Source organism: Novosphingobium sp. UBA1939 (genome assembly GCF_002336885.1).
Classification (GTDB): Bacteria; Pseudomonadota; Alphaproteobacteria; order Sphingomonadales; family Sphingomonadaceae; genus Novosphingobium.
Window position 1 is genome coordinate 36,583 of the sequence record NZ_DDFB01000126.1, and the last position, 14,268, is coordinate 50,850.

Genomic DNA, 14,268 nt, shown 5'->3' on the forward strand with positions numbered 1-14,268 from the left:
GGATCAGGCTGTAGCGATCGGGCCGGGGGCGGTGTGCTTGCGCGCGGCCAGACCAGCCAGTCCGCACAGCGCCAGCAGAATGGCGATCACGCCGAAGAACGCGCCCGATCCGCCGATATCCAGCGAGATGACGCCCGTATAGGAACTGAGTACCGCGCCCAGCCGCCCCGTGGCCGATGCCGTGCCGACGCCGGTCGCGCGCGCGGCAGTGGGATAGGTTTCCGCCGCCAGCGTGTAGAGCGTGTTGTGCAGTCCGGCCATGCAGAAACCGAGCGTCAGGATCATCGGCAGGACCAGCAGCGCGATGGTGATGTTCTGATGCAGCATCACGGCCATCACCATCGCGACCACGGCCGCCGCCGCCGCCAGCGTCATATGCGCGGAGCTGAAGCCCTTGCGGTCGACCAGCACCCCGCTGAACAACGCGCCCACCGCGCCACCGATATGGAATGTGGTGATGCCAAGGCTGGTCAGCGTCAGGTCAAAACCCAGCGTGTGCAACATGGTCGGCACCCAGCTGAAGATGGTGTAGGAGGCCATGAGACAGGTGAAAAAGCCGCCCCACAGCAGCAGCGTCTGGCGCCGGAAAGCGGGGGCGAGGAGCGTGCCCAGCGGGCCGGCCAGCGAGGCGTGGCCGGGCGGGGTGGAATAGACCTGCCGCGCATCGAGCTGGATGCCGCATCGCCCCAGCACCCGCGCCACAACCTCGGGCCGCCCGGCGCGCAGCAGAAAGCCGGGCGATTCCGGTAGAAAGCGGATGAATGCCAGCGCCAGCAGCATGGGCAGGGCGCCGGAAATGAAGAACATCGCCTGCCAGCCCAGCATCTGCAGCACGCCGGCCCCCAGCATGCCGGCCAGGATGCCGCCGATGGGGATGAACACCATGCCGATGGCGATGGCTCGTCCCCGGCGGCTGGCCGGTGTGAATTCGGAAATCAGCGCCGCGCCGTTGGGGATGGCGGCCCCGATGCCGACGCCGTCGATAAAGCGTACCAGGATCAGTTGGGTAACGCTGTGCGTCAGGCCGCCGGCAGCCGTCATCAAACCGAACAGGAAAATGGCGGAAATCAAAGCCCAGCGGCGTCCGATGCGATCGCCGATAAGCCCGCCCAGAATCGAGCCCAGCGCCACGCCGGCAAGGTTGGACGCGGCCACGGGCGCGAAGGCGGCGCGGGCGCCGCCCCAGTCCGCGATCAACGCCGGCAGGGCGATGCCCAGCGACTGGTTGGCCAGGCCATCGACCGCGAACACCAGCGCGAAGCAGCCCAGCAGCCATTTCTGGTAGGTGCTCCACGGCGCTTCGTCGACCAATTGCGCCAGATCGCGCGTTTCCACCGCGCCAGCCAGACTGGCGGTGCCGGGAATTTCGGTATGCGGCGGCATGTGCGTTCTTTCCGTGCAAGGTGGTTCGGATTTGTGCTGTGCCTCGGCGATCAGCTCGGACCCAGGCCCTTGGGGGCATCGATCGCGCTGACCGCCAGAAACCGCGGCGGAGCGGCATAGGCGCGGGCGACCAGAAAGGGCTGGTAGTAGCGGAAGTAGGCCAGCAGCAGCAGGCAGTTCACGCCCAGTTCCAGCGGTCCGGTGATAAGCTGGCGCGGCGCGGCGGTGATGAAGGTGTTGAGATAGAACACCGTGAAGGAGGTCGGCATTTCCAGCACGAGCGCGAGCGGAACGAAGCGGTTGCTTAGCAGCACAAGCCCGATCACCCCTTCCATCGCCTTGATGCCGGGGAACAGGCCCATCGCGACCAGCGATTCAATGAACGGACCGCCGATCGGATGCGGGATCACCGGCTGGCCGCCGGCAAACCAGTAGCGCGACGAAGACCAGATCAGATGCAGGCCGTAATAGACGCGCAAGGCATCGGTTACGTGATCGGCGTTGGTGCGCACCGGGTCTATCCCGCGCAGCACCAGCGCCGCCACGATGCCGGCCAGCACGGGCAAGCCAAAGAACATGAAGGTATCGAACTTGTCGACGGCCAGAATATACACGGCAATCGCCCCGGTAATCGCGGCAGGAACCTTGAAACTATTGGATAGCGGCATCGCTTGTCCTTTCGTGCCCGGTCGGGCGCAACCTGTTGGGCGGGGGCGAGGAGGGGGCTCGTGTCCGCCTCGGTCCGGCTCCGGCTTCAGTCGAGGTAGTGCTTTTCCCGGTAGTAGCGCGCCGCCCCGCCATGGAGCGGTACGCCGCGACCGTTGCCAACGGTCAGCGGATCGATCGAATAGGGCCGTACGAACCATTTGAGCTCGCCGCGCTGGTGATCGATCGCTCGGGCAATGGCGTACGCAATATCGTCGGGCATGTCGGCGCGCGCGAATACCACCTCGCCGGAGCGTCCAGCGGTGGTGATCGCGCGATCGACCCCGCGCAACAGGCCCCAGCGCGCGGTGGTTCGCACCATGTCCGCCTTATCGACCAGCTGATCGATCAGCGCGGTATCCAGGTCCAGGAACTTGAGGTCATGCGCGACGGTAAGCGTGGTCCAGAATGCGGATTCGGGATTGTTCGCCGGGCTGGCAAGGCTTGATATCACCACGTCGAACGGCGTTGCCGCGGTGATATCCTTGGTGCCCACCAGCGAGCCGCCCCAGCTTTCCAGGCTTTTCCGGTCGATCCCGTAATAATCCAGCACCGGCATGACGCTCGGCTGGAAATCGGTGATGATCCGAACCGGCAGCTTGCGCGCCCGGATTTCGGCGAGGCTGGAAATGCCGAGTTGCGGCTTGACCGCCACCAGCAGATAGGTCGGGTCCTCGATCCGCGCGATCAGGCGCAGTCCGGTATAGGGACCGTCCTTGGCGTAGATATATTGGCCACGATAGGCCCAACCCAGCATCGACGCCTCGGTAATGCCGAAGTCGACATGGGCATTGATGCGCCGGGTCGTTCCGTGGCGCAGGTCGTCTTCGACCAGCGGGGGTGGCAAGGCCGCGTTGGCGACCAGCCTTGGCCCTTCGGTGCGGTTGCAATTGCGACACAGGATGATCTCGTAACCGTCGGGCCGGACCGCATCGCGCAAAAATTCGCCCAGTTCGCCCCAGGGGCAGGCTTCGGAACAGGCGGAGGCCAGCACCAGCCGCTTTGTAGCGTAGCCTGTGGCGCCGACATCCTCGGTCTGGCCCACTCCGGGGCCGACCTCAGCGGCATGAAGTGTCACGACCGGCGTCGCGGCGGCAATCCATAGCGCAAGTGCGGTCAACAGTGTCCGTACCAAGCGTTCTCTCCCAGATTGCCCTGTGCCGGGCCTTGGCCACCATGATGCGCGCGCGTTGATCGCGCTGCGCGGCAGCCTACCACATCAACTCCAAAAGTGTATACTATATAATATACCAAATTTCGCACAGATCAGGAGAGTGCCGGCGAGTCCTCTCTGGTCGGGCTTTCCCCGGCTGCGCCCGGGCCTACTTCGGCGGCCTGTTCCGCGGCGATCATCGCCGCCAGCATCCGTCGGGCGGAAACCGGCGCGGCATCGGTTGGCAACAATATCGGATCGAGTTCGTTGATATCGCTGACCGTGCCCATGTTCCGCTGCACCATCTCGATCATCGGCTCGTCCTGCTGCCCGAACGCCAGATCGAAGAAATCGAGCATGGCCTTGTCCACCTCCGGCTCGTCCTGTCGACGATTGCGGCCGTTGACGAAGAAATAGTGCGAGGTGAACTCGGTCTCGGGAGTGATGAAATGCAACTGGGGGATATGCACCCCGGTTTCGCGGTCCTGGCCCACTTCCCAGCTGCCCACGGCGAAATCGAGGAACGCCGGCGGATACCAGGTCATGGTCGTGTCGGTGTGAACCGGGGTTGCCGCATCCATGCCGAACAGATTGACATGGGCCGATGACGGCCCGAGCCCGCTGCGCAGGCGGTGGTTCACGATCGAACCCTCGCGCCGCTCCAGCCGTTGCGAGGTGGCCGCCAGCAATTGCTCGGCCGTGTAGTTCCCGCCGCTGAACTGCGGGTGGATGAACGCCGCGTGGCTGAGATCCAGCAGATTGTCGACCACCAGCTCATAATGGCCGCGCACATGCAACAGCCCGCGAACCAGCGCGTATTCTTCGGGCTTTTCCAGGAAATCGACCCTTGGCAAAGCTTCCGGGGTCGCCAGGTGCGGATCGCCCGGCCAGAACCAGACGATGCCGTACCGCTCCATGACCGGCCAGGCCTTGATATCGGCCGCGCGCAACGGTCCCTTGTTCTTGGCGTGGGGGTTGAACACGCAGTGGCCCGAACGGTTGAAGCGCAAGCCGTGATAGGGGCATTCCAGCGTATCGCCGATCTGCTTGCCAGCGGAAAGCGGCGCGAAGCGGTGCGGGCAACGGTTGACGATCATGCCCACTTCGCCGTCCTCGCCCCGGAACAGGACAGCATTCTGGTCGATCAGCGTGCGGGCCAGCGGTTCGGCACCCACCTCGTGCGAATAGGCGGCAGCGTACCAGGCGTTCTTCAATATCGACAGCAAGGGCGGCTCTCCGTGGTCTGCGCCGCGATTGCCATTTCGCGTGTCGCATGGGTCTTAAAAGGCCTTCCCGATCCGCAGGACCACGCCGCCTTGCCCGGCAATCCGCCCCGGCGCGCCACCCCTAAGATCGGTAGTCAAAAATGTATATCAATATCGACGCGTCTTGTCATCACCCTACGCTATCGCGGCGGGCGGAAACAATCGGCGCGTGCATCACAGATCGAGCACCAGCCGGTCGGACAGCGCGCCGGAGCTGCAGATCATCATGACCTTGCCTTCGCGTCGCTCCTTGGGCGTCAGCACCGCGTCATAGTGATCGGGTATGCCCGCCAGCACGCGGGTTTCGCAGGCGCCGCAGGTTCCCTGTTCGCAACTGGAATTGGCTTGCACGCCCGCCGCGCGCACCACGTCCAGGATCGATTCCCCTGCCGGTACGGTCAGCGTCAGGCCGGAACGGGCCAATTCCACGACAAAGCTTCCCGCCTCGGGCAGGTCGGACTTGGCGGGTCCGGTCGTGCCGGGATCGTTCCCGGAGCCTCCCGTTGCCGGCTTTTGTACCGCGCCTTCATCCATCGCGCATCGACCTCCCTGGCAGCCCTCGCCGCGCCCGAATCGCCCGGACGCGATCATGAAACTATCTTAGTGCTAAGATATATTGACAGCGTGATCGAGCAAAAATAGGGAGTCTGCATAACCGCACGCCGGCCCGTCGGGGCGGATCGTCCCGCACCCGCAGAACAGGAAGAACAGCCGTGGTCCAGATGGTAGAGACTGACGTATTGGTCATCGGCGGCGGTTCCGCTGCGACGCGGGCTGCTCTGGAAGCAGCGACCGCCGGCGCGCAGGTCTTGCTGGTCGACAAGGGGGAAATCGGCGAGAGCGGGTCCAGCCCCCATGCGCTGGTGGGCTTCAGCGTACCACTGCTGGACGAGGCGGACACCGCGGAGCTTTTCCTGGACGACTGGACGGCGGCAAGCGGTGGGATCTGCGATCGCGATCTGGTGGCGCAATGTGCCGCGCACGGCCGTTCCCTAGCGGAGGATATGGAGCGGCGCGGGGTGGAATTCATCCGCAATGCCGATGGCAGCTGGTTCCTTTCCAAGCGTGCCGGCCATTCGGTGCGGCGCACGCTGATGGCGCAGGGGCACGGAAAGGGCGTTCACGCCAATGTGATCCAGCCGATGCGGCAGGCCATGCTCGACGCGGGCATTGAACTGCACGAGAACACGATGATCACCCGCCTGTTGCTGGCCGGGGATACGGTGGCGGGCGCCTATGCCGTTGGTCCGGACGGCGTGCATTATGTGATCCGCGCCAAGGCGGTGGTGCTGGCATCGGGCGGAGTCAACCGCCTCTATTCGATCCTGTGCGAAGAGGTGGTCGATCCCAAGGCCCGCACGACCGGCGATTCCTACAGTCTGGCCTTCCACGCCGGAGTGCCGCTGATCGATATGGAATTCGCCCAGTTCCGCGATTCCCCGCCTGCCGGGCCAATCTTTGGCGCGGCTTACGTCAATGCGCTGGGCGAACGGATCATGGAGAAATACGATCCGGAGAATCTCGAATGCGCCCCGCGCTACATGATGGCGCGCGCTGTCTATACCGAGAACTTCGAGGGGCGCGGACCGGTGGTCTGGCATGTCGAGGAAGGGCAGGTCGCGCGTTCCCGCGCGCCGGTCGGCACTTACGAGGGCGGCCAGATCGTGCCGATCACGCTGATGTTCCAGCGCCTGATGGGCGGCGCGCGGATCGATACCAATGCCGCAACCCGGATCGCCGGATTGTTCGCCGCGGGCGAGGCTTCGGGCGGCATCCACGGCGGCGACCGGATGCAGGGCTGTGGCTTTCTGGAAACCCAGACCTTCGGCGCGATTGCGGGGCGCAGCGCCGCCGGCTTCGCCGCAGGTCAGAAGTCCCCGTCGATCGCGCCGGATACTGTTGCGCAAGAGCAGGCGCGGCTGTCGGGCGGAGGCGGGACGATCAGCCCCGCCAGCCTGTTCGCACAAGTGCAGAATATCATGTGGAGCAAGGCGGGCGTGGTGTCCAACCGCCAGCAGTTGACCGAGGCGATTGCCGAATTGCAGGAAATCCGCCGGATTGCCGCCAGCGGCATCGACACGTCAGACATCGTCGCGGCCGAGGATTTGCGCAATCTGGCGCTGACCGCCGAACTGGTAGCCACCGCCAAGCTCGCTCGCGAGGAAACCCGCAGCGGCCACGGGCGCACGGATTTCCCGCTGCAGGACGAAAGCTGGGTCCGGCATGTTCGGCTCTCCCGTTCGGCAGAAGGGGCGATCGCCGTCGACACGATCCCGGTGAACAGGTCCTGACCCCTCCTATGGGAGGGTCATTTCGATCGACAGCATCAGCTTGCGCAAGAAGGCGTTGCCATTGGCGCGGGCCGATGCGGACAGGCCGTTCATGAGCGCGGATTCCACTGCGGCGAACTGTTCCATCGCCGCCATCGCCAATTCCTTGCCCGGCGCAGTCAGCTCTATCAGCATGGAACGCTGATCGCTGGGATGGGCGCAGCGGCGGATAAGGCCGCGCGTTTCAAGCCGGCGTGCCACGCCGGTAAGGCCGCCCGACGTTACAGGGACATAGCGCCCCGCCAGATCGCTGGGCGCGCAGCGATAAGGCGCACCGCTGCGCATCAGCCCTGCCAGCAGGCGGAATTCGTTGTCCGAAAGATCGTGTTGATCGAGAATCTTGCCCACGCCGGCGCGCAGCCGGTCGTCGATGCGGGCAATCCGCGCCGCAATCGCGCGGACATCGCGGTCCAGCCCCGGAATGACATCCGCCCATTCGTCCACCAGCGTATCGACCGCCGCGTCCAGCCGCTGTTCGTGGCTGGCCATTTGCAGTTTGGCTTGCTCGGCCGGGCTGGTTGATCTGGCGCGGGACTTGGTCGGAAGCGGCTTGGCACTGGATTGCATGATTCTACCAACGAAGGGCCGGCCGGTTCATCCGGCCGGTGCGGGATCGCCACGGAAATGGCCGCTTTCCAGACGATGCGCAATCGCCCAGTGGCGCCAAGATGCAATTCCGCTGGCGCTTGAAGGCGGCCGGATTTATCTTAGCACTAAAGCAATAAGGGACGGGAGGAAGAGGACCATGGCCGCGACGGACAGCATTCGCAAAGCGCTGGAAAGCACGGCGTTCCGATCGCTGGGGGCATTGGTGGCCCGGCTGCTGCTGGGGCTGCCATTCGTGATTTTCGGCGTGATGAAATACGCCAACATGGGCAGGATGACCGCCTACATCGAAAAGGGCGGTCTGCCGGGGGAGATGATCTATCTGGTCATCCCCTTCCAGATTCTGTGCGGGCTGGCGGTGTGGCTGGGTGCGGCTACCCGTTGGGCCGCTTTTCTGCTTGGCGGCTTCTGCCTGGTGGCGGCTTCGCTCTACCACAACAATCTGGCAGATCCCGGCGAACTGGCCTTCTTCACCAAGGATTTCGCTACCGCCGGCGGCTTTTATTTTCTGTGGCAATCCGGCCCGGGCCGCTGGTCGATCGATGGCTGGCTGCAACGGCTCGATTAGAACATGGCACGCCGCGGCGGCACAGGCCAGGGCGCTACTCTTATCGCCGCTGCCAGCGCCCCGGCCGGCGTTCGGCGACCGCCTGTACGCCTTCCTTGAAGTCCGCGCTGGCGAACAGCGCGATCTGTTCGCGGCATTCCCGTTCCGTCTGCGCGGCCACCGCATCGGCAAGCCCGTGGCGCAGCGTGGCGCGCGTGGCTTCGACCGCAAGCGGAGCGCCTTCGGCGATCTCGGTGGCAAAGGCGAGGGCGGCTTCCGCCAGGTGCTCGGCGGACACTACCTCGTCCACCAGGCCCATGGCCGCGGCTTCGGCTCCGGTATATCGGCGGCCGGTGTAGAACAGCTTCGCGGTGTTCTGATGGCCGATCACGCGCGGCAGGATATGGGTCAGCCCGAAGCCGGGATGGATGCCGATCTTGACGAAATTCCCGGCGAACCGGGCGTCTTCCGCCGCAATCCGGAAATCGCCCACCATGGCGAGGCCAAGCCCTCCGCCAATGGCGGCGCCCTGAACCGCGACAACGATGGGTTTGCGCGTCCGGAACAAGCGGACCGCCTGGCGATAGAGATCGCCCGGATCGGCCAGTTCGCCCTGGCCAGACCCTTCGCGGCCGGAAAAGCTCGCGCCGGCGCAGAAGACCTTGCCTTCGGAACGCAGCAGGACCGCGCGCAGATCATCGGTACGATCGATTTCTTCCAGCGCATCGGCCAGCGCATTGATAAGATCGACATCGAAATAATTGAGCGGCGGGCGCGAAAAACTGACGATCGCGACGGCATCCTGCGTGGTGATGGTGACGCCATCGAACACGGTCTTCATGCGTTTTCCTCTCACGTTCCCGGCGTGATGGCCGGGCTTCTTCGAATCCTGGCCACCGCAAGCCGCACGGCCTTCGTCCGTTGCCGGAAACGATGGCGGATACAAGCGTATCGCGCAATGACAGGCGCGCACNNTTTACATAATCTCTATTATCACCGTTATGGACGCCTTCCGGGACCGGCGCCAAGGCCCGTCTCCATCCGGCCGAAACCTCTAGAGGCGCGGCAAAGCCATGGCCTTGCGGGATTGCCGCTTCTCGGGCGCGCCACCGAGCTGTTCCTCGTGAATGTCGAGCAGGGAATCCAGCAGCTCGGCATCGCTGCTCGACATCACGCCAAGCACCTCGGCCTCATCACAGCCTTCCGCGGCGAGATAGGCATGGCCCATGCTGGAATCGATGTAGAGCGATTCCCCCTCGTTAAGCACCATCGCGTCATAGAACTCCGTCACGACCACCACGCTGCCACGGACCACATAGACGAACTCTTCGCCCGCGTGGCGCACGAGATCGCCGAACTGTTCCAGCGTCTTGGCACGGATCTTGGTGATCGCCGGGATCATGCGCTTCCGCCGCAGCTCGGTGCAGAGGTAGTAATAGTCGTAATTGGGCGTTTCGACGCGCAGCGCTTCGTTCAGGAGACCTTTGCTGCGCCGGGCGGTGACCTGTGCGGCCGGCGTTTCCTCGCGGCTGCTTTCGGCGAACAGTTCGGACATCCGCAAGCCAAGCCGCTGGCTGATCTGCTGCAGCTTGTCGTAGGTCAGCGTAAGCCGATCGTGTTCGACCTTCGACAAGGTGGAGACCGGAATGCCCGCCTTCTCGCTCATTTGCTTGAGCGTCCACCCGTTACGGCTGCGCAATCCGCGTACCAGCGCGCCGAGTGTGGGAGTAGCTGCGGACATCCGGACGATCCTTATTCGTTGACTGATTTTCCAATCAGGATAAATTAATCCCAATTGGAGCATTTGCACACTGTACTGGTCTGGCGTGGCCAGAGCAATCCCGGTGAGCATCAAGGGAGTTCAGGATCATGCGAACATGGCGCAAGGCCATCGTCGGCGGACTTTTGTTGCTGTGCGGCGGTGGGTTGATCCAGGGACAGGCCCCCTCTCCCACTGTCGCTGGCGCGGCACCCCAACCCACGGCGCAGCCGGCGCCGGCCGTGCTCACCAAATCGGACGTGGATACCTGGCTCGATGGCTATATGCCGCAAGCGCTGCGTAGCGGGGATATTCCCGGCGCGGTGGTCACCGTGGTCAAGGACGGCAAGATCCTGACCGCGCGCGGGTTCGGCTATGCCGATGTCGCCACGCGCAAGCCGGTCGATCCCGAACGCACGCTGTTCCGGCCCGGCTCGGTATCGAAGCTGGTCACCTGGACCGCGGTGATGCAGCAGGTCGAACAGGGCAAGATCGACCTGGACCGCGACGTCAACGCCTATCTCGATTTCCGGATTCCGCCGTACCAGGGCAAGCCGGTGACGATGCGCCAGCTTATGACGCATACCGGCGGCTTCGAGGAAACCGGCAAGGGCATCATCTTCTACGACAAGAAGTGGGACATGCCGCTGGGGGATTACCTGAAGCGCGCCATCCCCGTGCGCATCTTCGCGCCCGGTTCGACCCCCGCCTATTCGAACTGGGGGACCGCCCTCGCCGGCTATATCGTGCAGCGCACCTCGGGCGAGGACTTCTTCGCCTATACCGAAAGGCATGTTCTGGGGCCGATCGGGATGCGCCAGTCGTCGATGCGCCAGCCCCTGCCCCAGCGGCTCGTGCCCGACATGTCGATTGGCTACAAGGATGGCAAGCCGACCGAGGGCTTCGAGATTCTGGGGCCGTGGCCGGCTGGATCGCTTTCCGCATCGGGCACCGACATGGGCCGCTTCATGATCGCCCACCTGCAGCGTGGCGAGATCGACGGCCAGCGCGTCCTGAAGCCGGAAACGGCGGACATGATGCACAACAGCCCGCTCGCCAAGGTGGACCCCTTCTCGCTGGTGCCGCCGCTCAACCGTATGGAACTCGGGTTCTTCGAAACCAACGTCAACGGGCGCGAAGTCATCGGGCATCTGGGCGATACCGAGGCCTTCCACACCTCGCTGCACCTGTTCATGAAGGACGGGATCGGCTTCTACGTCTCGTTCAACAGCGGCGGGCGGCAGGGCGCTTCGGGCGACCTGCGCAACGCGCTGTTCATGGATTTCGCCGATCGCTACCTGCCCTATGCCGGCCCGGCCGACGGACGCGTCGATGCCGCAACGGCGAAAGAACACGCGAAGATGATGGCGGGCAGCTGGGATGCGAGCCGCCGGTGGCAGACCAACTATTTCTCCGTGGTGAACCTGCTCGGCCAGTTCAAGGTCGCTACCAACGACAAGGGCGAGCTGGTCATCCCCGGCCTGAAAGGGCCGAACGGCCGCCCGCGCGAATGGGTCGAGATCGCGCCCTTCGTCTGGCGCGACAAGTTCGGCCATGATCGCCTGGCCGCCAAGGTGGTGGACGGCAAGGTCGTCCGCTGGTCGATGGACTTCTTTTCCCCGTTCGAAGTGTTCGATCGCGTGCCCGCCAGCCGGTCGGCCACGTGGGTCTTGCCGGCACTCTACGCCAGCCTTGGCGTACTTGTGCTGACGCTGATCGCCTGGCCATGGGGCTGGTTCACGCGGCGGCGCTACAAGGCGGCCTTTGGCCTCGAACGCGGTGCTCTCAAGGCATACCGGGCGGTGCGCGTCGTCAGTGCCGTATCCGTTGCCGTGCTGATCGGCTGGGTCGTGGCCTTCTCGCTCCTGCTGGAAAGCGCCAGTTTCCTGGCGGGCGGGCTCGATCCCTGGCTGTGGGTATTGCAGATCCTTGGCCTGATCGCGTTCTTCGGCGCGGTGCCGATCGCCGCCTGGAATGCCTGGCAAGCGTGGAAGGGCAAACGCGGCTGGTTCAGCAAGCTGTGGGCCGTTCTTTTGCTGCTCGCCTCGCTGATGGTGCTCTACTTCGCGGTCACCTTCGGGCTGGTGGCGATGACGGTGGCCTACTGATGGCCGCCCTCACGCTCACGGTCGCGACGGAGACGCTGCGGCTGGCACAACCCTTCCGCATTGCGGGCCACGTGTTCGAATGTTCCGAGGTGATTGTCGTAACCCTGGACGATGGCGATCACGCCGGGCGCGGCGAAGGCGGCGGCGTGTTCTTCCTGGGCGATGACGTTCCGCATATGCTTGCCGGAATCGCGGCGGCGCGGTCCGCTATCGAAAGCGGGATCGGGCGCGAGGAACTGCGCACGATCATGCCACCGGGCGGCGCGCGCAACGCGGTGGATTGCGCGCTGTGGGAACTCGAAGCGAACCGGGCGGGCGTGCCGGTGTGGCAGCTTGCCGGGCAGTCCAGCCCGCGGGCCTTGCGGACAACCTTCACGCTCGGCGCGGATACGCCCGACGTTATGGCGCGGGGCGCGGTGAACTACGCGGAAGCCCGCGCGATCAAGGTCAAGCTCACCGGCCATCTGGACCTCGACAGCGCGCGGGTACGGGCCATCCGCGCCGCGCGGCCTGATGTCTGGTTGGGCGTGGATGGGAACCAGGGCTTTGCGGCGGCCGATCTCGGACCGCTGATCGAGGTGCTGGTCGCCGAGGGGGTTTCGCTGCTTGAACAGCCGGTGGCGCGCGGACGCGAGGCCGATCTGGAGGGGCTCGCCTCGCCTATCCCGATCGCTGGCGACGAGAGCATCCTCTCGCTCGACGACATCCCCGGTGCGGTCGGCCGTTATCAGGTCGTGAACATCAAGCTCGACAAGTGTGGCGGGCTTACCGAAGGCCTGCTCATGGCCGAAAAGGCGCGCGCGCTCGGTCTCGACGTGATGGTGGGCAACATGGTCGGCACTAGTCTGGCCATGGCGCCGGGCTTCGTACTGGGCCAGCTCTGCGATGTCGTCGATCTCGACGGGCCTACCTTCCTCGCCCGCGACCGGGTGCCGGGCGTCACCTATGCCAACGGCGATATTTTCGCCGGCCCGGCCGTGTGGGGATCGGGCGCGCCCGTTACCGCATGATGCCGGAACAGACCTGGTTCGGTCAGCCGCGCGGGCTGACCGTCTTGTTCCTGACCAACATGTGGGAGCAGTTCTCGTACTACGGGATGCGGGCGCTGCTGGTCTATTACATGACCAAGCAGCTCCTGCTGGGCCAGGCCCACGCGTCGTTCATCTACGGCGCCTATACGGCGGGCGCCTATTTCACCCCGATCCTCGGCGGGTTGATCGCCGACCGTGTGCTCGGCAAGCGACGGGCCATCGTGCTGGGCGGCGCGATCATGTGCGCCGGGCACTTCATGATGACCTTCGAGCCGCTGTTCTATGCCGCGCTCGCCACGATCGCGATCGGGAACGGCCTGTTTCTGCCCTGCCTGCCAAGCCAGGTCGGCGATCTCTACAAGCCCGACGATCAACGCCGTGGCTGGGCCTACAACGTCTACTACGTCGGCATCAACATCGGCGGTTTCCTGGCGCCGCTGATCTGCGGCACGCTGGGCGAGGTCTATGGCTGGCATTACGGTTTCGGCGTGGCCGGGATCGGGATGGGTCTGGGGCTGGTGATCTACCTGTCCGGCCAGCGCCACCTGCCCCCCGAACGCAAGCCCGCCCGCGCCACCGAGGCGCGGCCGCTCGCCTTCGATCCGAAAGTGGCCGCCGTCCTGCTCGGCATCGGTCTGGCGGTAACGCTGTTCCGCTCCGCCTACGAACAGGTGGGCAACACCGTTGCCCTGTGGGCCGACAGCGGGATCGATCGGAGCGCGGGCAGCCTTGCCATACCGATGACGTGGTTCCAGTCGCTCAATCCGCTGTTCGTCATGCTGCTGACCCCGCCCCTTCTCCACTTCTGGCGCCGCCGGGCGGAAGCCGCGGGCGATACCGCGCCGCTACACCGCATGGCGATGGGCGCATTGATCGTCGCCGGTGCCTACGCGATGCTCGCCACCATCGCCTGGACGACCGGACCAGCGCGGGCCAACTGGATGTGGCTTGCCGCGTTCTTCCTGATTTTCACCTTCGGCGAACTGTTCATCCTGCCGACCGGTCTGGGCCTGTTCGCGCGCCTCGCGCCTCTGAGCCTTGGCGCGACTACCGTTGCGGCTTGGTTTTTCATCACCTTCACCGGCAGCCTCAGCGCCGGCGTGGTCGGCACGTTGTGGAGCCGCCTCGCTCCCGCGCCGTTCTTTCTCGTCCTTGCCGGGCTGGCCTGCCTGTCCGCCCTGCTCCTCCGCCTTCTGAGCGCCCCGACAGAGACGATCGAACAACGGACAGCGCAGAATGTGCGCAAATCGGCCGAAATGGATTGACAGTTTTCCTATTGAGACAATAACGTCCTTATCAGGATAATAATGTCACGCGGCGTTCCGGACGGGTGTGGGGTTCACATAGGGCCCTTCCGGCACGCCTTGTCCCAACGGACCCG

13 protein-coding genes are annotated in these 14,268 nt (G+C 64.8%); 5 read left to right on the plus strand and 8 right to left on the minus strand.

Annotated features, from left to right (window positions below; translation table 11 throughout):
* Positions 1–3 precede the first annotated feature (3 nt).
* From B3547_RS16915 to B3547_RS16935, 5 genes are all read right to left on the minus strand, one after another.
* Positions 4–1,383: an MFS transporter gene (locus tag B3547_RS16915; protein WP_292964937.1), complete on the minus strand. Its 1,380-nt coding sequence runs from the start codon at positions 1,381–1,383 to the stop codon at positions 4–6.
* A gap of 50 nt (positions 1,384–1,433) precedes the next feature.
* A complete protein-coding gene (locus B3547_RS16920; RefSeq protein WP_292964940.1) occupies positions 1,434–2,051 on the minus strand; it encodes a hypothetical protein in 618 nt (205 codons plus the stop codon).
* 86 nt (positions 2,052–2,137) lie between these two features.
* Complete coding sequence (locus tag B3547_RS16925) at positions 2,138–3,166, minus strand: TAXI family TRAP transporter solute-binding subunit (RefSeq protein WP_292964942.1); 1,029 nt, start codon at positions 3,164–3,166, stop codon at positions 2,138–2,140.
* Between the two features lie 188 nt (positions 3,167–3,354).
* On the minus strand, positions 3,355–4,467 hold the full coding sequence (locus B3547_RS16930; protein WP_125953507.1) for an aromatic ring-hydroxylating dioxygenase subunit alpha: 1,113 nt from the start codon (positions 4,465–4,467) through the stop codon (positions 3,355–3,357).
* A 213-nt stretch (positions 4,468–4,680) separates the two neighbouring features.
* On the minus strand, positions 4,681–5,040 hold the full coding sequence (locus B3547_RS16935) for a 2Fe-2S iron-sulfur cluster-binding protein (protein ID WP_292964948.1): 360 nt from the start codon (positions 5,038–5,040) through the stop codon (positions 4,681–4,683).
* A 188-nt stretch (positions 5,041–5,228) separates the two neighbouring features.
* Here B3547_RS16935 and B3547_RS16940 point away from each other — a divergent pair, with 188 nt between their 5' ends.
* On the plus strand, positions 5,229–6,797 hold the full coding sequence (locus B3547_RS16940; protein ID WP_292965015.1) for an FAD-binding protein: 1,569 nt from the start codon (positions 5,229–5,231) through the stop codon (positions 6,795–6,797).
* 6 nt (positions 6,798–6,803) lie between these two features.
* Here the strand turns inward: B3547_RS16940 and B3547_RS16945 are convergent, their stop codons facing one another.
* Positions 6,804–7,325: a MarR family winged helix-turn-helix transcriptional regulator gene (locus B3547_RS16945; protein WP_158453870.1), complete on the minus strand. Its 522-nt coding sequence runs from the start codon at positions 7,323–7,325 to the stop codon at positions 6,804–6,806.
* A 256-nt stretch (positions 7,326–7,581) separates the two neighbouring features.
* Here B3547_RS16945 and B3547_RS16950 point away from each other — a divergent pair, with 256 nt between their 5' ends.
* Positions 7,582–8,010, plus strand: coding sequence for a DoxX family protein (locus B3547_RS16950; protein WP_292964952.1), 429 nt, complete (start codon positions 7,582–7,584; stop codon positions 8,008–8,010).
* 40 nt (positions 8,011–8,050) lie between these two features.
* On the opposite strand, the gene B3547_RS16955 is transcribed toward B3547_RS16950, so the two are convergent.
* On the minus strand, positions 8,051–8,830 hold the full coding sequence (locus B3547_RS16955; RefSeq protein WP_292964955.1) for an enoyl-CoA hydratase/isomerase family protein: 780 nt from the start codon (positions 8,828–8,830) through the stop codon (positions 8,051–8,053).
* 213 nt (positions 8,831–9,043) lie between these two features.
* The gene (locus tag B3547_RS16960) at positions 9,044–9,730 is read right to left on the minus strand and encodes a helix-turn-helix domain-containing protein (RefSeq protein WP_124809489.1); all 687 of its coding nucleotides are present in this window, start codon (positions 9,728–9,730) and stop codon (positions 9,044–9,046) included.
* A 128-nt stretch (positions 9,731–9,858) separates the two neighbouring features.
* Here B3547_RS16960 and B3547_RS16965 point away from each other — a divergent pair, with 128 nt between their 5' ends.
* From B3547_RS16965 to B3547_RS16975, 3 genes are read left to right on the plus strand one after another with little or no spacing between them, the layout of a single operon-like run.
* Entirely contained in the window at positions 9,859–11,856 is a 1,998-nt protein-coding gene (locus B3547_RS16965; protein ID WP_292964958.1) for a serine hydrolase domain-containing protein, read from the plus strand.
* Positions 11,856–12,866, plus strand: coding sequence for a dipeptide epimerase (locus B3547_RS16970; RefSeq protein ID WP_292964961.1), 1,011 nt, complete (start codon positions 11,856–11,858; stop codon positions 12,864–12,866). Before B3547_RS16965 ends, B3547_RS16970 begins: the two co-directional genes overlap by 1 nt.
* On the plus strand, positions 12,836–14,152 hold the full coding sequence (locus B3547_RS16975) for a peptide MFS transporter (RefSeq protein WP_292964964.1): 1,317 nt from the start codon (positions 12,836–12,838) through the stop codon (positions 14,150–14,152). The genes B3547_RS16970 and B3547_RS16975 overlap by 31 nt, the downstream gene beginning before the upstream one ends.
* The last annotated feature ends 116 nt before the right edge of the window (positions 14,153–14,268 follow it).